Source organism: Lentimicrobiaceae bacterium, assembly GCA_028697555.1.
Lineage (GTDB): Bacteria > Bacteroidota > Bacteroidia > Bacteroidales > UBA4417 > UBA4417.
In genome coordinates this window covers 1-19,664 of the sequence record JAQVEX010000036.1, presented here as the reverse complement: position 1 = coordinate 19,664, position 19,664 = coordinate 1, and the positions used below count along the sequence as shown (strand labels likewise).

The following is a 19,664-nucleotide window of genomic DNA, read 5'->3' as shown; positions in this document are numbered from 1 at the left end:
ACTTTGTACACAAAAATACCACTTTCCAATCTCAACGTTTATCCGAAATATTATAAATTTGCTCCGTGATTTCTGTACAAAACATATCGATGCACTACGGCGGCAATTATCTGTTTAAAAACGTCAGTTTTTTAATCGGAGCCAAAGACCGTATTGGTTTGACAGGCAAAAACGGAGCCGGCAAAACAACTCTGCTTAGAATAATTGCAGGAACCGAATCGCCTGAAAGCGGAAGCATTGAAAAGCCCAACGATTTTGTAATTGGTTTTTTGCCACAAGAAAAGACGTTAAAAAACACGCTTAGCGTTATTGAAGAAACCAAAAAAGCTTTTGTCGATGTCAACAATATCAAAAAAAAGATAGAAAGTCTGACCAAACAATTAACTTCTCGCACCGATTACCATTCGGAAGAATACGCCGATATTGCTCAAAAGCTACACGATGCCAACGAAAGGTTTATCTTGTTTGAAGGCGACCGCATTAACCAAGAGTGCGAAAAAGTTTTAAAAGGTTTGGGATTTGTTTCCGACGATTTCAACCGACAACTGAACACTTTTAGCGGTGGTTGGCAAATGCGCGTTGAACTTGCAAAAATATTGCTGCAACAACCGCAACTTATCTTGCTTGATGAGCCCACAAACCACCTTGATATAGAATCTATACAGTGGTTGGAAACATATCTTAGCACGTACAGCGGCGCTGTTATGATGGTTTCGCACGACCGTACGTTTTTAGACAAAATTACTACGCGAACCCTCGACCTGATGAATAAGCAAATATACGACTACAAAACCAACTACTCCGATTATTTGGTCAAGCGTAGCGAATTGATTGAAACTCAGAAAGCAACTTTGGAAAATCAACAAGCGGAAATTCAAAATATCGAAAGATTTATTGAACGATTCAGATACAAAAGTTCTAAGGCAAAGCAAGTGCAATCAAAAATAAAGCTTCTGAATAAGATGGATATTGTTGAAGTCGATAAAATTGATACAAGTTCCATCAGATTTCTTTTTCAGCCGGCACCAAGCTCCGGCAGAGTGGTTTTAGATTTGGAAAACGTATCTAAGAGCTACGGCGACCATAAAGTCCTTAGCAATATAGACTTGACCATCGAGCGTGGCGATTTTGTGGCTTTTATCGGCAAAAACGGCGAAGGAAAATCGACTATGGCGAAAATTATTACCGGAGAAATCGATTTTGTCGGCAAAAAAACCATAGGACACAACGTGCAAATCGGCTACTTTGCTCAAAATCAGAATGAATTGTTAGACCCCGAACTCACCGTTTACGACACTATTTCAAACGTCGCCGTAGGCGATATACGACAAAAAATCAGACCGCTGCTTGGCAGTTTCCTTTTCGGCAACGACGATATCGAGAAAAAAGTAAAAGTACTTTCGGGTGGCGAAAAAACAAGACTTTCGCTGATAAAACTTTTGCTCAATCCTTATAATTTTCTCATATTAGATGAGCCTACAAACCATTTGGATATGACAAGTAAGGATATTCTGAAAAATGCTCTTTTGCACTACGACGGAACCGCCGTAATTATTTCGCACGATAGAGATTTCTTGCAAGGTCTGACAAACAAAGTCGTAGAATTTAAAAACAAGAAAATTAAAACGTACTTAGGCGATATATTCGACTTTTTGGAATACCGAAAAATTGAATCTCTGAAAGAGTTGGAAAAACAAACCAAAAAAGCTGTAAGCAGCGCCGTAAAAGAAGATAGTGAGCAGAAAATCGCTTATCAAAACAAAAAGGAATTTGAAAGAAATGTTAGAAAAATAGAAAATGCTATTCTAAAAATTGAGCAAGAAATCGATAGTTTGGAAAATCAAATCTCCGAAACCGAAAATAATCTCGCCGACCCGCAAAAACAAGGCAATCAGGAGTTTATTACCAAACAATACACCTTGTACAAACAATTAAAATCTTCGCTTGACGAAAATTGGTTGCTATGGAACGAAAAGCACGAAGAACTGGATATGTTAAAAAACGATAATGAATAATTGACTAAACAACTTCAATTGCTTAAATAACAATTAACACAACAAATAATTATCAATTACACATAGCACATTTTTTTCAAAATAATTTTATATCTTTGCCTAAAATTGGTAAAATATGACAAAAAATAAAGCAGGAAAAGACAAATTTATTATCGGAATTACTCACGGCGATGTCAATAGCACAAACTACAAAATGATTATTGATATTTGCTCCGCCGGCAATATTACCGACATTTTCACTCCTGTTTTTTACGGCACTTCCAAGTCGGTTTCGTATTTCAAAAAATTAATCAGAAATTTCAATTTCAATTTTAATATTATTAGAGATATTAGCGGAATAGCTAACAACAGAGCAAATTTATTTAACATAACCAACGAAGAAATAAACATTACAGTTGGCGAGCCTAGCAAGGCTGCGGGTGATGCTGCTTTACTTTCTTTGCAAAAAGCTACCGAAAGTCTTAAAAACAGCGAGATTGACGCACTTGTTGCAACTCCACTAAACCGTGCAAGTATGCAGTTGGCTCTCGACGACAAATACACTTGCCACGAACGGCTTCTGACATCGTATCTTGATAATAACGATTACATGGTTACGTGGGTGTATCAGGATTTCAGAATGACAAGTGCGACCGGAAAATTGCCTGTTAATCAAGCTATTGGAAAACTTACGGCTGAACTGTTGGAAAGTAAAATAGATATGTTTATCAATTCTTTGAAAATAGATTTTGATATTCAAAAGCCGAAAATAGCAGTTTTAAGTTTAAATCCAAGCTACTGTAAGGATAGCAACTGCAAGGAAGAAAACGAAATTATTATTCCGGTAATAAATAAATTTAAAAACAAAGGCGATTTAGTTTTCGGTCCGTACAATGCCGACAAGCTCTTTTCCGATGCGTCGTACGACGAATTTGACGGAATAATTTCCATGTACTACGACCAAAGTTATATTCCTTTCAGCATTTTTTCGCAGGAAAGGGGAGCAATATATTTGGCTGGACTTCCGTTTGTTGTTACCATGCCCGACAGCAATGCCGAAATGGATTTTAACAGCAATAACGACAACATCGCTCAATCGCTACGAACGGCAATGTATTTGGCTAACGATATTTCTCGCAACCGACAAATGTGGGAAGAAATAAACGAAAACCCGTTAAAGTACGCTTCACAAGATATTGAACAATAAAAAAATAGCGCATGTCGTGCTCTAACAACTATAAAATAAGTGATATTGCAAAAATTATAAATGCAAAAACACTTCACATCGCTAATCCCGAAAGCATTATTAGCGAGATTGCCATCGATAGCAGAAGCGTGGTTATTGGAAACAAATCCTTGTTTTTTGCTATAAAAACCAACCGAAACGACGGCAGCAAGTACATTGACGACGTTTACAAAAAAGGTGTAAGAAGTTTTGTTGTAGAAGCCGACAATCCTGAGTTTGCAAATTATTCCGATGCAAACTTTTTGCTGATAAAAAACTCTGTCAGAGCTTTGCAACAATTAGCTCAAAATCATAGAAATAAATTTAATTTTCCTGTTGTAGGAATAACCGGAAGCAACGGCAAAACCATCGTTAAAGAATGGCTGTATCAGCTTTTGCATAACGATTACAATATTTGCAGAAATCCCAAAAGCTATAACTCGCAAATTGGCGTGCCGCTTTCGGTTTGGCAAATCAATAGCGACAATAATTTCGGAATTTTTGAAGCCGGCATTTCTTTGGTTGACGAAATGCAATATCTGCAAGAAATCATAAAACCTACAATTGGCATATTTACGAATATTGGTGCGGCTCATCAGGCAAATTTTACTTCGGTTGAACAAAAAGTTGAAGAAAAAATAAAACTGTTTGTAAATGCCAACAATCTGATATACTGCACCGATTACAAGCAAATTGATGAGCAAGTAAAAAAACTTAAAGAAGTCAATAAATCGCTACAGCTTTTTACTTGGAGCACCAAAGACAGCAACGCCGATTTGTACGTCAAAAATATCAAATACAACAAGCAAAACTCCAACTTAACAATTTGCTACAAAAACACTGATACCGAAATTTCCATTCCCTTTGCTGACTACGCTTCGGTTGAAAACGCATTTCACTGCATTAGCACAATGTTGGTGTTTAATTATCCTTTAAACATTATTAAAAATCGTCTCAAAAATCTGCAGCCTATCGCTATGCGTTTAGAGCTTAAAAAAGGAATTAACAATTGTACAATCATCAACGATAGTTACAGCAATGATATAAATTCTCTGAAAATTGCTCTCGATTTCTTAAACCAACAGCATCAAAACAGTAGTAAGACTGTTATTTTGTCGGATTTGTTGCAAACCGCCGACGACAAGCATCTTATGTACACCAACATCAACAACATGCTTGTTTCGAGCAATGTGAGTAAAATTATAGGCATTGGCAGCTATATTTCCGAAAATTCGGAAGTGTTTTCTATGCAAAAGCAATTTTATAATAATGTTTCCGACTTTTTGAGCAATCATAACATGAGCAATTTCAACGACGAAACAATACTTATAAAAGGTGCTCGCGACTACCATTTTGAAGATATTTCAAATCTTTTGCAACTAAAAGACCACGAAACGGTTTTGGAAATTGATATCAATTCCGTTATTCACAACTTGAACTACTTCAGGTCGCTGACTAAACCAGGCGTTAAGACTATGGCAATGGTCAAAGCTTTTTCATACGGAAGCGGCAGCTACGAAATTGCCAACGCCTTACAGTTTCACAATGTTGACTATTTGGCTGTGGCTTACGCCGACGAAGGAGTCGAGTTGCGAAAAGCAGGTATAACCTTGCCTATTATGGTTATGAATCCCGAACCGTCTGGGTACGAAGCTATTATCAGGTTTAACTTGGAACCCGAAATATTTAGTTTCAGGGCTTTAAATTTGTTGCTTCAAGCAATGAACTCTTATGCCGGCGAAAATAAAAGCATTAGCATTCATGTTAAAATAGATACCGGAATGAGCCGTTTGGGTTTTACTCCCGACCAAACTGACGAACTGATAAACAGAATTAAAGGCAACAAAAACATTGTAGTAAAATCGATTTTTTCTCACCTTGTCGGCAGCGACGATGCTAAATTCGACGATTTTACCAAACAGCAAATAAGTATCTTCAAAGACGTATCCGATAAATTTTTGCAGCAACTGAATTATCCTATTCTGCGACATATTTCCAATTCATCGGCTATTATTCGCTTTCCTGAAGCCAATTTTGATATGGTGCGATTGGGAATAGGTTTGTACGGAATAAATCCCGTCGTAAATGTTTCAAGCCAACTGCAAAACGTCAGTTCGCTCAAAACCGTTATAACTCAAATTAAAAAGATAAGCAAAAATCAGTCTATCGGCTACAGCCGAAACTTTATTGCTGACCACGATATGACAATAGCCACATTGCCTATTGGCTACGCCGACGGAATACCACGCAGCTTGGAAAACATGGTGGGACACGTTTATATTAAAGGCAAAACGGCAAAAATTGTCGGAAACATCTGCATGGATATGATGATGGTTGACATCACCAACATTGATGCCAACGAAGGCGACGAAGTGGTTATTTTCAACTCTGCCGAAACGATAAATAAATTAGCGGAACTTATGGGCACAATATCTTACGAAGTGCTAACGGGAATTTCGCAACGAGTAAAAAGAGTTTATTTTCAGGATTAAAAAACTACTGTTTTAGCAGTTTCTCAATATTTTCGATATAATCTAAAGAATCGTCAAGAATAAAAACCAACTCGGGGACTACTTTTATAAAAAATTGAATTTTACGCACTTATTCACAAAAATTGTATATTTGTAATGTTTTAACTGTTCTACCTAAAAATTATGTATTATGAAAAAAATGTTTTTGTTGTTAATCACAATTGTTGTCTCTTTAAGCGTCTTTTCGCAAGATTTTTGGTCTCCGTTGCAAACTCCCAATGACGAAAATGTACATTCAATTGGTGTAACCAAAACAGGAATTACTTTTATAGGAACTTCATCCGGTTTGTACAAATCTGTTGATGACGGATTAAATTGGACAAAAATAGATTTGGAAATATATAATTTATTTGACCTATTTATAGACAAGCATGATAGAATATTCGTTCTTGTAAACGATAGCAATAATTTATCATATGCAGTACATTATTCTTTAGATGAAGGTGATGAATTTAATAAAATTCAGGTTCCTTATGAAGGTTATTTTTATAATAGTAGAGTATATGCTAACGACTCCTACATCTACGTTTACAGCAATGACCTTGTATATAAAACATCAGATTTTGGAGTAAGTTGGTCAAATTCGTGTGTATATCATTTTGTCGAGCCAAAGCCTGGTAGCACCTTGAGTTTTAGAAAGATGTTGGAAAATAAAAACGGGGAATTATTTTTATATTCATACGTGAACGAGGAACCAAAAAGAGCGGTCGTTTTCAAATCTGTTGATAAAGGTGATACATGGAATATTATAGGGGAGTTTAGAAGTGATCGTCACGTTATAGATATGGCTTTCAACTCCGATGAAACTCCGTATGTAATCTGTTCCGATAGTTTATATTATTTTAATGAAATTGCTTCTGTTTGGGAAAGTTATAGCTTGCCATTTCGTTGGGGCTATTCATTAGCCATTGATATTAACGATGTTATATATATAACAGATGACTTAGATGGATCCAGTATTGCAAAATCGATAGATGGGGGAGAAAATTGGGAACCTATTACTAATAATATAACTCAAAATTCAGGACTTGGGAACTTGTATATTTCACCTGACGGCTACCTGTACGTGTATAACAGACTACATAAAAGTACAAATAAGATTTTTGAACCGGTTCAAGTTGAAATAAATACTTGCTCAGAATTTTCTGTTTATCCTAATCCTACAACAAATATTATAAATATCAGTACCGAACAATTTCCAAATAATGAAATAAGTAGCATAACAATCACCGATATAAGCGGTAGAGAAATGAATGTAAACACTGTAAACAACGCTCGGATTGATATTTCAAATTTAAATGAAGGAACTTATATAATTACCGTATCGGCGGGAAATAAAGTTTACAGAAGCAAGTTTTTAGTAATGCGATAAAACTTTCGGAACTTATGGATACAATATCTTACTAAGTGCTAACGGGAATTTCGCAACGAGTAAAAAGAGTTTATTTTCAAGATTAAAACTTACTGTTTTAGCAATTTCTCAATATTTTCAATATAATCCAAAGAATCGTCTAAAATAAAAATAAGTTCGGGAACTACTCTTAAAACACGTTTAATTCTGTTTCCCAATTCCAAACGAATTGCCTTGTCGCGTTGCTTAATTTCTTCAATCAAAACTTTTTTATCGGTCTTGCCGTACAAGCTCAAATAAACTCTGGCTATCTCCAAATCGGGTGTAACCGTAACTCTGGTTACGCTAATCATATTGCCGGTAAAAACGGAACGACCCATTTCCTGAAAAATGTCTCCCAATTCCTTTTGTAATAATCGCGATACTCTTAATTGTCGTTTCGAATCCATAATTATTTATTTTCTTTTGTACAAAGATACTAATAATTACAAAATTAACGTTTTATCGGTACTAAAATTAAAAGTGCAGATTTTTGCGAGATTTGCGTGTTGTTATTCAAGCATTTTTTATATTTTAGTGCCGAATTTCGAATTGTTACAAAATGAAAATTCTATTTCGACTTTTATCATTTGCTAAGCCATACAGGCATTTCGTACCCGAATACATTATCTACGTAGTTCCTGCAACCATTTTTGGAGTGCTGAATTTCACCTTGCTAATTCCGCTTTTAGATACACTTTTTCAAGTTGGAAACACCGTTGCCATAACCGAAAAACCTGCCTTCGCTTTCGACGTAGATTTTGTTGTTGCTTACATAGGTTACTACGTAAATCAGATATCTACAATATATAGCAAAACTCATGCTTTGGTTTTTGTTTGTGCTGTAATTCTAACTAGCGTACTACTGTCGAATTTGTTTTTATACATGTCGCAACGCACATTGGCACGTATGCGTACTTGGTTGGTTTACAATATGCGTAAAGCAATATACGATAAGTTGGTTACCTTGCACATTGGCTTTTTCAGCAAATACCGAAAAGGAGATATTTTGTCGGTAATATCCGCCGATTCTCATGAAATAGAAAACAATTTAGTCAGCACAATTCAGGTTATTTTCAAAGATCCTTTTCATATCTTAGTCTATTTAAGCGTTCTGATAATGATTTCGCCTAAGCTAACGCTTATAACCTTAGTGTTTTTCCCTGTAGCGGCTTTTATTATTTCTCTTATAGGAAAACGCCTCAGAAAATCGGCTAAAGCCAGTCAAAAACTATTGGGACAATTGCTTAGCATATCCGAAGAAACTATTACCGGAGCCAGAATAATACGCGGTTTTAGTGCACAAGAATTTGCCCGAAAGAGTTTCAACAAGGTAAACGACATGTACCGAAAAATTATCAGAGCGTACATGAACAGACGCGAATTGGCAAGTCCTATTTCCGAATTTTTGGGTGTTCTGACAATTGTAGTAATAATGATAATTGGCGGTAGCATGGTGCTTAGCCACAATTCAGTGCTTACTCCGTCGGAATTTGTTACCTACGTTATAATTTACTCTCAACTTATTCCGCCTATAAAAAGCATCTCAAATACTTATTCAAACATACAAAGGGGTTTGGCTTCCGGCGAAAGAATTATCAATATTTTAGATTCCGAAAGTGCTATTACCGAAAAAGAAAAGGTAACCGAATTACCCACTTTTAACAAAGAAATTGAATACAGAGATGTTAGCTTTGCCTACGAAGAAGCCTTAGTGCTAAGAAACATCAATTTGGTGATACCTAAGGGTAAGACAGTTGCTTTGGTCGGTCAGAGTGGAGCCGGAAAAACGACTTTTGTAGATTTACTTCCCCGATTTTTCGACCCGCTTAAAGGACAAATACTTATAGACGGAGTTGATATCAGAGATATGAGTCTTAACAACCTACGCAGCCATTTGGGAATTGTTACTCAAGAGCCGATACTTTTTAACGATACGGTTTTCAATAACATTGCCTTCGGATTAATGGACGTTAAAAATGAAGATGTTATTAAAGCCGCCAAAATAGCCAATGCACACGATTTTATTATGGAAATGGAAGATGGCTACAACACCAATATTTCCGATAGAGGTACGAGACTTTCGGGCGGACAAAGACAAAGAATTAGCATTGCCAGAGCAATATTGCGAAATCCTGCAATACTTATTTTAGATGAAGCCACTTCGGCTTTAGATACCGAAAGTGAAATGCTTGTGCAGCAAGCTATTGAAAAGGTTATGAAAGACCGTACTTCACTTGTTATTGCTCACCGACTATCTACCATCATCAACGCCGACGAAATTGTTGTATTCCAGAAAGGCGAAATTGTAGAAAGAGGCAGTCATCACCGACTTTTGGCACAAAACGGAGTTTATAAAAAACTGTATGATTTGCAAATAAATAAAGATAGTGTGGTGGGTGATTAGTGAATGGTGGTGGGTGGTCAGTGATTGGTGCGGGGTGCGGGGTATCAATTAACAATGAGCAATGAGCAATGAACGATTAGTAGCTAAGAGCCAAGAGCTAACGGCTAAAAGCTAATAGCCAAAATAACATAATATGAAATTTTAGCAATGAAAACGTTAATATTAATATTTGTAATTATAATAATTATTCCGTCTTGTCAAGAGATGATTACTTGGGAAGAATTTACCCTTAATAAAACCGAATATGTCGGAAATCAGATAAAAATTAATGGATATTATTATCAAGAATGGGATAATGGAACAAAATTTCACGGTATTATTTTTTTATACAAAAATGGGATAGTTTTTCAAGTTGGAGGTTCTGGCAATATATCTGAATTGGATGAATATGCTAGACAGAGTTTTTATTTTAATAATGATGTAAAGGATAAAAAAGGTTTTTGGGGTTTATACTTGATAGAAGATAAAAAAAATAATTTATGAAAGATGGGCAGGAACAGAATTAGGCTATCTTGTTTACAGAGAGGAAGGTACTATTGCAAATGACACTACTTTTATAATGACGGAAGTATGCAGAATGAAACAAGGCGTTAAAACAGAAATTAGACAAATAAATGAAACTTATTATTTTAGAAAGTTTTCACCCAAACCCGACAGTACAAATAATTTTATACCGTAAAAATAAGGTTTCTAAAATTTGAAATGGTGGGCAGCGTGCAATGAGCAATTAACAATGAATAATGAGCCCCGAAGTTTCGGGGATAATTGTTCATTACTAATTGCTAATTGCCAATAGCTAACGGCTAACAGCCAACAGCTATAACTTTCGCACTTCCCGTTCAACAACCTTAGGAAAAAATTCATACTCCAACTTATGTATCTTTTCAGCTAAAGTTTCAGCAGTATCGCTTGGTTCAACGGAACATTTTGCCTGAAAAATTATACCACCATCGTCGTAATGCTCATTAACGTAATGAATACTTATACCGCTTTCGGTTTCTTTTGCGTTTATAACGGCTTCGTGTACATTGCTGCCGTACATGCCTTTGCCGCCATACTTAGGCAACAAAGCCGGATGAATGTTTACAATTCTGTTAGGATAAGCGGCAATAATATCAGACGGAAATAACAATAAAAAGCCCGCCAATACTATAAAATCTATTTTGTGCTGTTTTAGTTTGCTAAGTACAGTCGTGCCGTCGGATAATTCTTTTTTGGTAAAAACAAACGAAGGAATACCAAGGTTTTCAGCTCTTTGCAAAACAAAAGCATAGGGCTTGTTGCAACATACCAAACTGACCTGTGCGGTTTTTGTTTCGTTAAAATGTTCGGCTATTTGCTGCATATTGCTTCCGTTTCCCGAAGCAAAAACTGCTATTCGTTTCGGCTGACTTATCATAATACTAACTTACACGTTTATCGTAACAAAGGTAATATTATAGCAATTATACGCAAACAAAAATTCCGTTTTTCTTTTGGGTTTTATTAATCGCAAAGTTGATTAAACGGTTGTAACAATCACATTTTTATTAACTTTGCAAAGTTTTAAATTAATGGCATGGAAGAAATAAAAATGGTTGACTTACGTGGTCAATATCTTAAAATAAAAGACGAAATTGATACGGCTATATCTGCTGTAATTGACTCTACGCAATTTATAAACGGTCCGTCGGTAAAGGAGTTTCAGAAAAACCTTGAAACGTATCTGAACGTCAAGCACGTTATACCATGCGGCAACGGAACTGACGCTTTGCAAGTAGCAATGATGGCTTTGGATTTAAAACCGGGCGACGAAGTAATAGTTCCGACGTTTACCTTTATAGCTACCGCAGAAGTCATAGCTCTGCTTGGCTTAACACCTGTTTTGGTTGATGTTGAGCCCGATAGTTTTAATGTGTCGATAAATGCCATTAAAAAAGCCATCACAAGCAAAACCAAAGCTATTGTTCCTGTGCATTTGTTCGGTCAGTGCGCCGATATGGAACAAATCATGGAAATAGCCGAACAACACAATTTGTACATAATTGAAGATACCGCTCAGGCATTGGGTTGCAGCTACCTTTCGGGAAAATACAAAAGCAAAAAAGCCGGCACAATAGGTACAATAGGCTGTACTTCGTTTTTCCCATCTAAAAACTTGGGTTGCTACGGCGACGGCGGTGCTATTTTCACCAACGACGATGCTTTGGCTGCTAGAATGAGATCGGTTGTAAATCACGGAATGACGGTCAGGTATTACCACGACCACGTTGGTGTCAATAGTCGTTTGGACAGCATTCAGGCTGCCGTTTTAAATGTAAAACTGAAATACTTAGACCAATATAATAAACTACGCAGCGAAGCTGCAAACTTTTACAACAAGGCGTTTGCCGACTGCCAAAAACTTATAACGCCTGTTGTAATGCCTTATACGGAACACGTATATCATCAATACACATTGCAAGCCAACGGATTTGACAGAAATGCTCTTGTTGAACATCTGAAAGAAAAGCAAATTCCTGCCATGATTTACTATCCTGTTCCCATTCACAAGCAAAAAGCGTATGTTCATGATAAGTATAAGGAAATGGATTTATCAGTTTCGGAAAAATTAGTCGAAAATGTTTTTTCTTTACCAATGCACACCGAACTCTCGGAAGAGCAGCAACAGTACATTGTTGATACTATTCTTAATTTTATTGAAAACTTTTAGCGTAGTTTATAGTTTTATGCTATCTTTGTATTTCTAATATAGAAATATTAATTATGAAAGGAAAAAATAAATTAGATATAGAAAAATTACAAGTTGCGGCTGATAAAATCAAATCGCTTGCACACCCTGTACGAATTGCTATTGTTGAGCTAATAATTGAGCACAAACAGCTTAACGTAACGCAAATATATACCAAACTAAACCTTCAACAAGCGGTTGCTTCTCATCATCTTGGTCTTTTAAGATCAAGGGGTTTGCTTGAAACGGAAAGAAAAGGCAGAGAAATAATTTATAAAGTTAAAGACGATTTATTGTTTGATATTATTGAATGCATCAACAAGTGTGGCGATTAAGCCTTACAATTGTCGTACAATTCTTTAACAACGCTTACATATCCCCACAATGTGTAGCGTTGTCGTGTTTTTAATTCTACCTGTTTTGCAAATTTCTCAAGAATGAAAACGGATAAAATTCTTAATAAAGCCATAGACGGTGTTTTTCTGACAACCGATGAAGCTATGTTATTGTACGACGATGTTTCTACTTCCGAACTTATGGCTGCCGCCAATTTTGTGAGATATAAAATTCATAAACAAAACATTGTAACTTGGTTGATTGATAGAAACGTCAATTACTCTAATGTTTGCATTTCGGGATGTAAATTTTGCAATTTCTACAGAAGTGTAAATCATAAAGATGCTTACATAACAACGGATAGCGAATACGACGAAAAAATAAATGAACTTATTGATGCCGGCGGAAATCAGTTGTTACTTCAAGGCGGTATGCATCCAAAATTGGGAATTGAATTTTACGAAACACTTTTTAAATCTCTGAAAACAAAATTCCCCAACTTAAAACTTCATGCTTTGGGTCCGCCCGAAATTGTTCATATTTCAAAAATCTCCAATCTAACTTATAAAGAAACGCTTGTACGACTTATAAAAGCCGGATTAGACAGCTTGCCTGGAGCCGGAGCCGAAATTCTTTCGGATAGAGTTAGAAAAATACTCTCGCCTATTAAAGCCAATACTGCCGAATGGTTGGACGTTATGCACGAAGCTCACAAACTTAACCTTATTACTTCGGCTACAATGATGTTCGGACATATCGAAACAAGAGCCGAACGCATTGAGCATATACTCAAAATACGCGATTTGCAAGACAAAAAACCTAAAGACAGCAAAGGTTTCATTTCATTTATTCCATGGACTTTTCAAGGCAAAGACACTGTACTTCAAAAAAAATATAATCTACCAAAAAGCGTAAGTTCCGAAGAGTACATACGACTTATTGCCATGTCTCGTCTGCTTTTGCCGAATATCGACAATATACAAGCATCGTGGCTGACTGTAGGAAAAGACGTAGGACAAGTCTGCCTGCACGCCGGAGCCAACGATTTCGGTTCAATTATGATGGAAGAAAATGTTGTCAGCTCTGCCGGTTCAAATCATAAATTCGACGTGCAAGGCATTAAATCGGCGATAAGAGAAGCCGGCTTTGTACCAAAGCAAAGAAATCAGCGATTTGAAATATTGGATTAATGCGTTAATGTACGGTAAAACACTGAAGTTTCGGGGCTATTAGCCATTAGCCGTTAGCCATTAGCTTATTTCAACTTAGCCAAGAGCCAAGAGCTAATAGCCAAAAGCTAAAGATTTTTATCACACAACAATAAAATCAATCTACGCAAAGGTTATAAGTAAATTGGCGAAAAAGTTCCAAATCGTTACAACACCAATTGCAAACAACTTAGAAAAGTAAAAATTCCATCCGAATTTTTTGTGTAAAACCCAAAGAATAAAAGTGTTTATCGCCAATCCTATCAAAGAAATTATTATAAATGACAAATATTCTTTACCAATTTGCGGATTATTGCTCTGGAAAGTCCATATACGATTTAAAATATAATTTGTGGTAGCGGCAACTGTGAAGCCTATGGCATTTGAAACATATTTTTGAATGCGAAGTTTTTCCTTACAAAGATAAGTAACTCCAAAATCGACTATAACTCCGCTGCCTCCGACAACTCCAAACTTCAAAAACTTTAAAATCAAAAACTTATCAATAACCATAACACACAATATTAAAATTGAATAATCGCTATTTCCTTCCTGTTGTTTCTAATGTATTCAACATTAACTCTGTCGCCTACTTTAAGCTGTTTCAATCTTGCCGTATAGTCGTATATATTGGTGATAGGCATACTGTTCATAGCAACAATAACGTCGCCTTTAACAATTCCTGCATTGTCAGCCGCTCCGCCTTTCCTAACACCGTCAACTCTAAGTCCGTTGTTATCTGCCGAAACCATATCGGGAACAATGCCTAGGGTAACTTTAAGCTTATAACGATGATTAGCTTTTTGCGGAGTTCCGTATTGCTGATAAGTAAGCTGCGTATCCTTATTGGCAAGCACTTCGATTAAATCGCGTACCATGTTTAAAATTTCAACTTCGCCCTCGTAGTTGATGTACTCGGCATCATCGTCGGGAGTGTGGTACAATTCATGAGCGCCTGTGGTGAAATAAAAAACCGGAATATTTGCCGCGTAAAACGATGCGTGGTCGGAAGGACCGTAGCCGTCGGGCGAATAATTTACCTTAAACGAAACATTTTGTTTTAGCTTATCCAAAATGCTTTCTGCCTCCAACGATGTTTTGGTTCCACCAACCGAAATAGCATTTTTCTCAGAATCTAACCTTCCAATCATATCCATATTAATCATTGCCTTGATATTGCTCAAAGGCACAGTCGGATTATTGATAAACTCTTTAGAACCAAGCAAACCCATTTCTTCGGCATCGAAGGCAATAAATAAAATACTTCTGTCTGGACGAGATTTTTTGTTGGAAATATTATGAGCCAACTCTATCAATCCGGCAACACCCGACGCATTGTCGTCGGCTCCGTTATGGACTTTGTGCAAATCGGGGGTTCTGGAACCGCTGCCAACTCCACCAAAACCCAAATGGTCGTAGTGAGCACCCACAACAATATATTCGTGCTTAAAATCGGGATTTCCGCCTTCAATTACAGCAATAACATTTTGCACATCCGACTCTTGCTTTACTACTCCGATAAAAGCTTTCGCTTTTTGTTTGGTACTAAACGATGCAGGTGCGTTTTTCGACAGAATGCTTTGCTCAAGTTGTTCAATCGTAGTGTTTGACGATTTAAGAATCAAATCGGCTGCACTTCTTTTTATATTAGCAACGGGTATTCCTGCATCTGACGGCGATTTATCGTAGCTAAGATGTAGCAACTCATCAGCCTCGTTTATGCTTTTGGGAGTAACAAACAAAACGCCTGCAGCACCTTTGTCTCGTGCAATTACTGCTTTACTTCTATCGGTAGCAAAATCTTCAAAATGTTTAGCGTATTCTTCTTTTTCGGGAAAACCTCTCAAAACTATTACCCATTTGTCTTTAACATCAACATTGGCGTAGTCGTTCCATTTAAAATTATCGGTATTGATATCAAAGCCGTAACCGACAAAGGCAACTTTTTTACTGAGTTTCTTGTTTGCCGAAAACGACATTGGCGTAAAGTCTTCTCCAACAACAAGTTTGGTTTTACCTACTTTTAAATACGTTTTGTCGTCAACTTTAACATCTGTAACGATTTTAAATTTTTGCATGCCGTCACCGTTATACAAGGGTACGCCTGCATTTTCAAAGCAGTCGGCTATGTATTGTGCTGCAATCAGACTTTCGGGAGTACCAGGTAATCGTCCTTTCAAAGAATCGGAAGCTAAAAAGTATATTTCTTGCTTTAAATCTTCAACCAAAATAGAACCGGTAAGTCCTTGCGACACAGCATCATTGCGACTAAAAGCAATAAATATGAAAAAGTATAATAAAAAGCGTAACTTGTTTATATTCATATTTCCTTATTATTTTTGCATTTTAAAAGTATGAAGTCAGCAAAGATAGTAATTTGTTGGTTTTTTGACCTTTATTTTAAATAACTTATTAATTTTGAGCCTGCGAAAAAACACTATGAATAACTTATATCCTCTGAAATTTAAGCCCATTTTTAAAGAAAAAATTTGGGGTGGCGGCAAAATAAATTCCGTTTTGAAGTACGGCTCGGCACCTGCGTCAAACTGCGGAGAAGCATGGCTTTTAAGTAGTTTCGACGAAAACGATACTATCATAAAAAACGGCTTTTTAAAAGGCAATTCTCTCGGAGATATCATAGAAATATACATGGACGAATTGGTTGGCGATAGCGTTTACAACGAGTTTGAAAACACTTTTCCCCTACTTATTAAAGCCATTGATGCAAACGAATGGTTGTCGGTTCAGGTTCACCCCAACGACGACTACGCCGAACGAAACGATATGTACAATGGCAAAACCGAAATGTGGTACATAGCCGATGCAAAAGAAAATTCGCAGCTGATTGCAGGTTTCAATAAAAAAGTAAATCCGGATATTTACAACAAACACCTGAACAGTGGCAATATTACCGATATTTTGGAGTATAAAACCGTAAAAAAAGGTGATGTTGTTTTTATTCCGGCAGGTGTTGTTCACGCTATTGGTCCTGATATACTTCTTTTTGAAATACAACAAGCAAGCGATGCAACCTACAGGATTTACGATTATAACAGAAAAGATATAAACGGAAATTTACGCGAACTGCACACCAAACAAGCTTTGGAAGTCATTGATTTTGACGAAAATAATTCTTTTGTAAAAAGTACCTATAATATCAAAAACTCTCACGAACTGATAGTTAACGACAAGCATTTTGCAGTTGTGTATAATAATCTTGGCACAAGAATTGTAAAAGATTACACCGATATAGACTCATTTGTTATTTTGTTGTGTACCGAAGGTAATATCAGCATTTGCGATAACAACAACTACAAGGAAACCGTTAATTTCGGCGAACTTGTGCTGATACCCGCAAACATTACCGAAGTCGAAATAGAAAGCAAAGGAGAAGCGTCGTTTTTAGAAATTTTTTATCCAAACAAATAAATATAAACACTATGAGAAAAACACTTTTAATACTAATTGTTTCAGTTTTATTTTCAGGAATAATTACAGCTCAAAATAAGGAGCTAAAACCTTTGTTTTCGGTGCCTTCCATTACTGTTACCGACATGCAGGGAAATAAAATTAACACCAAAGAGTTGAACAACGATGGCAACCCGTACATTATCAGCTTTTGGGCTACTTGGTGCAAGCCATGTATAAAGGAATTAACGGCTATTGCCGAAGTTTATGAAGATTGGCAAGACGAAACCGGCGTTAAGTTGTATGCCGTTTCGGTTGACGACTCGCGTTCGTCGGCTCAGGTAAAGACCTTATGCAACGGTAAGGGCTGGGAATACGATATTTTGCTTGACGTAAACTCCGATTTTAAACGCGCTATGAATGTTAACGCAGTTCCTCATACCTTTGTGGTTAACGGAAAAGGCGAAGTTGTATGGCAACATACAAGTTTTAGCGAAGGAGCCGAATTAGAACTTATTCAGGTTGTCCGCGACTTGATTGAACAGCAAGGAGAATAATATTTAATTTTTATTGTAAGAAAAAAGAGGGTGATTGAGGTTATCCTCTTTTTTTTGTGTTCATAGTGTGTTAATTTTTATCTTTTCCATTCGATATGACCATTGATATTGTTTTTTTCAAACACTTCTAATATTTGTGCACAAAAATCTTGTGTTTCTGTGTCTCCAATTTCTTTTGCAAGTTCATAAAGACGAATAAACATCTTTTTACCAGTTTCTGTTTGCTTGTAATTTTTCTTTCTAAAATTGTGCTGTGCACAAAGTGTCTGCCCGTTTTCTATAGTAGCTTTACCACCTAAGTCTTTCGGCTTTATATGGTCAACATGTAATTCGACACCATCCTTTATACCTCTACCACACATAACACAACGATAGTTGTCTCTTTTCAATATTTCTTCTTTTTGTGCAGCAGTAAAATCTTCCAACTCTCTATTTAAGACAAAATCTGGGTCATAACGATATACGCCTTTTGATATTTTTTGCAAAAAACCTTCCTGTGAAAGTTGTCTAATTAGCCTATCCGGATCTCTAAAAACATTACCTGTTCTTTTCTGCCATTCTTCAGTAGCCCAATCCACTATTTCAGGATGTTTAATGTCTCGCTTGGGATTTTTTGTAAAAAACTCCATTATGAGTTCTTTTTGTGTTATCTTTTTAGTCATTTGGAAAATCGATTGTTCCTGTTTCTTTAATTATTCTTTGTTTTGCAAGTTCGCAATAACCACTATCAATATCGAGACCTACCCCAATTCTATTGTTATTTTCCGCAGCTATCAGAGTCGTTCCGCTACCGACAAATGGGTCAAACACAACATCACGAACATAACTAAAAAGTTTAATTCCTCTATGTGGAAGTTCTATCGGAAACGGAGCCGGATGTCCAATTCTTTTTTTACTTTCCCCATTAAAAGTCCAAAGCCCATTAGTCCATTGCATAAAATCTTCCTTACTAATATCACTTTCTCTTGTTCCTCCTGTTTTTTTCCAACTACCTTTATAAAGCACAACGATTAATTCAACAGGTGCAATTACATATGGTGCAGATGCAGAAAGCCACGAACCCCAAGCTGTTCTACGCGATATATTTCCCTCATTCCAAACAATTGTTGAATGATATTTCCATCCTGTTTCCTGAGCTACCCTCGTTAAATCAGCTCCGACACTCTTTTGTCCTCCTTTATTTTTGTCAAGTGGAATATTAAGTAAAAATCTAGCTTGTTGTTTACTCCAATTATAACAGTTTGCCATCCATTTCTCGGAAAACTCTAAATATTGTTCATAGGTTAGGTTATCCTCATTCGAGTTGTATTGTATATCAACGTTATAAGGTGGTGATGTTACAATTAAGTCGATGAACTCCCCTTCGAAAGTTTTAGGATTTAGCACATCACCCTGAAAAAGGATTGTTCTCTTATGTCTAAAATACTCTTTACGCCAAGGTACATCGGTCTCTTGAAAAACATCATATTTGTCGTCTCGTACTTCGTATTCCTTTTGCTTTTTTCTCTTTTCTGCCATCGTACTTGTCAATTTATTCTACAAAGATACTCATTTATCATCAATTATTTAAGATAGATTTTCCTTTTATAAATGACTATCTGTTGGTAATGTGAACTGCAAGGGAATGCGGGCGTATTTCCATCAAAATAAACGAATAGCTGAAGCAAGGCAAAATGTTCAATTAACCACATCACCCACCATTAAGCTAACGTCTGTCAGTATTCCCGTTTTTTTCTATCTTCAATATTATATTAGGTGTTAGCTTCATATACTTCTCTTAAAAAATAATATTGATGCACCGCAGCCATCGTATTGCAAAATTCTACCGCAACTTGTTTTTGTCCATTAGCAAAAAGAAATGAAACCAAATCCTTAATAATTTCCTGGTCATTTTAGTT

General features: G+C 36.4%; 17 protein-coding genes. 11 read left to right on the top strand and 6 right to left on the bottom strand.

All coding sequences use genetic code 11. From position 1 onward, the window contains the following. The first annotated feature begins 65 nt into the window (after positions 1 to 65). The 4 genes from PHP31_06870 (at position 66) to PHP31_06855 (ending at position 7,122) form a co-directional block, all read left to right on the top strand. Positions 66 to 2,015, top strand: coding sequence for an ATP-binding cassette domain-containing protein (locus tag PHP31_06870; GenBank protein ID MDD3739000.1), 1,950 nt, complete (start codon positions 66 to 68; stop codon positions 2,013 to 2,015). Between the two features lie 115 nt (positions 2,016 to 2,130). Beyond that, positions 2,131 to 3,201: a 4-hydroxythreonine-4-phosphate dehydrogenase PdxA gene (locus PHP31_06865; GenBank protein MDD3738999.1), complete on the top strand. Its 1,071-nt coding sequence runs from the start codon at positions 2,131 to 2,133 to the stop codon at positions 3,199 to 3,201. A gap of 11 nt (positions 3,202 to 3,212) precedes the next feature. Further along, positions 3,213 to 5,711: a bifunctional UDP-N-acetylmuramoyl-tripeptide:D-alanyl-D-alanine ligase/alanine racemase gene (locus PHP31_06860; protein MDD3738998.1), complete on the top strand. Its 2,499-nt coding sequence runs from the start codon at positions 3,213 to 3,215 to the stop codon at positions 5,709 to 5,711. Positions 5,712 to 5,880: 169 nt separating this feature from the next. Next, positions 5,881 to 7,122, top strand: coding sequence for a T9SS type A sorting domain-containing protein (locus tag PHP31_06855; protein ID MDD3738997.1), 1,242 nt, complete (start codon positions 5,881 to 5,883; stop codon positions 7,120 to 7,122). Between the two features lie 89 nt (positions 7,123 to 7,211). Here the strand turns inward: PHP31_06855 and rbfA are convergent, their stop codons facing one another. Continuing rightward, positions 7,212 to 7,550, bottom strand: coding sequence for a 30S ribosome-binding factor RbfA (gene rbfA / locus PHP31_06850; protein MDD3738996.1), 339 nt, complete (start codon positions 7,548 to 7,550; stop codon positions 7,212 to 7,214). Positions 7,551 to 7,702: 152 nt separating this feature from the next. Between rbfA and PHP31_06845 the strand changes: the two genes are divergently transcribed. Next, positions 7,703 to 9,547 carry an ABC transporter ATP-binding protein gene (locus PHP31_06845; protein MDD3738995.1) on the top strand — a complete coding sequence of 615 codons (1,845 nt, stop codon included), beginning with the start codon at positions 7,703 to 7,705 and terminating at the stop codon, positions 9,545 to 9,547. Positions 9,548 to 9,694: 147 nt separating this feature from the next. After that, complete coding sequence (locus PHP31_06840; protein MDD3738994.1) at positions 9,695 to 10,030, top strand: hypothetical protein; 336 nt, start codon at positions 9,695 to 9,697, stop codon at positions 10,028 to 10,030. A 334-nt stretch (positions 10,031 to 10,364) separates the two neighbouring features. Here the strand turns inward: PHP31_06840 and purN are convergent, their stop codons facing one another. After that, positions 10,365 to 10,946 carry a phosphoribosylglycinamide formyltransferase gene (purN, locus tag PHP31_06835; protein ID MDD3738993.1) on the bottom strand — a complete coding sequence of 194 codons (582 nt, stop codon included), beginning with the start codon at positions 10,944 to 10,946 and terminating at the stop codon, positions 10,365 to 10,367. A gap of 159 nt (positions 10,947 to 11,105) precedes the next feature. Here purN and PHP31_06830 point away from each other — a divergent pair, with 159 nt between their 5' ends. The 3 genes from PHP31_06830 to mqnC all read left to right on the top strand — a co-directional run bounded on the left by PHP31_06830 (position 11,106) and on the right by mqnC (position 13,783). After that, positions 11,106 to 12,239, top strand: a complete 1,134-nt coding sequence (locus tag PHP31_06830) for a DegT/DnrJ/EryC1/StrS family aminotransferase (GenBank protein ID MDD3738992.1) — start codon at positions 11,106 to 11,108, stop codon at positions 12,237 to 12,239. A gap of 53 nt (positions 12,240 to 12,292) precedes the next feature. After that, a complete protein-coding gene (locus PHP31_06825) occupies positions 12,293 to 12,592 on the top strand; it encodes a metalloregulator ArsR/SmtB family transcription factor (GenBank protein ID MDD3738991.1) in 300 nt (99 codons plus the stop codon). Positions 12,593 to 12,694: 102 nt separating this feature from the next. After that, positions 12,695 to 13,783 (top strand): dehypoxanthine futalosine cyclase, encoded by a 1,089-nt coding sequence (gene mqnC, locus PHP31_06820; GenBank protein ID MDD3738990.1) that lies wholly within the window; start codon positions 12,695 to 12,697, stop codon positions 13,781 to 13,783. Between the two features lie 141 nt (positions 13,784 to 13,924). Here the strand turns inward: mqnC and PHP31_06815 are convergent, their stop codons facing one another. Further along, positions 13,925 to 14,296 carry a GtrA family protein gene (locus PHP31_06815; protein ID MDD3738989.1) on the bottom strand — a complete coding sequence of 124 codons (372 nt, stop codon included), beginning with the start codon at positions 14,294 to 14,296 and terminating at the stop codon, positions 13,925 to 13,927. 29 nt (positions 14,297 to 14,325) lie between these two features. Beyond that, positions 14,326 to 16,125, bottom strand: coding sequence for a M20/M25/M40 family metallo-hydrolase (locus PHP31_06810; GenBank protein ID MDD3738988.1), 1,800 nt, complete (start codon positions 16,123 to 16,125; stop codon positions 14,326 to 14,328). 115 nt (positions 16,126 to 16,240) lie between these two features. Between PHP31_06810 and PHP31_06805 the strand changes: the two genes are divergently transcribed. Both PHP31_06805 and PHP31_06800 read left to right on the top strand, forming a co-directional pair. Then, complete coding sequence (locus tag PHP31_06805; protein ID MDD3738987.1) at positions 16,241 to 17,230, top strand: mannose-6-phosphate isomerase; 990 nt, start codon at positions 16,241 to 16,243, stop codon at positions 17,228 to 17,230. Between the two features lie 11 nt (positions 17,231 to 17,241). Continuing rightward, complete coding sequence (locus PHP31_06800) at positions 17,242 to 17,766, top strand: TlpA disulfide reductase family protein (protein MDD3738986.1); 525 nt, start codon at positions 17,242 to 17,244, stop codon at positions 17,764 to 17,766. A gap of 77 nt (positions 17,767 to 17,843) precedes the next feature. Here the strand turns inward: PHP31_06800 and PHP31_06795 are convergent, their stop codons facing one another. Both PHP31_06795 and PHP31_06790 read right to left on the bottom strand, forming a co-directional pair. After that, entirely contained in the window at positions 17,844 to 18,428 is a 585-nt protein-coding gene (locus tag PHP31_06795) for an HNH endonuclease (GenBank protein MDD3738985.1), read from the bottom strand. Next, positions 18,421 to 19,284, bottom strand: a complete 864-nt coding sequence (locus PHP31_06790) for a site-specific DNA-methyltransferase (GenBank protein MDD3738984.1) — start codon at positions 19,282 to 19,284, stop codon at positions 18,421 to 18,423. Before PHP31_06790 ends, PHP31_06795 begins: the two co-directional genes overlap by 8 nt. Positions 19,285 to 19,664: the final 380 nt, after the last annotated feature.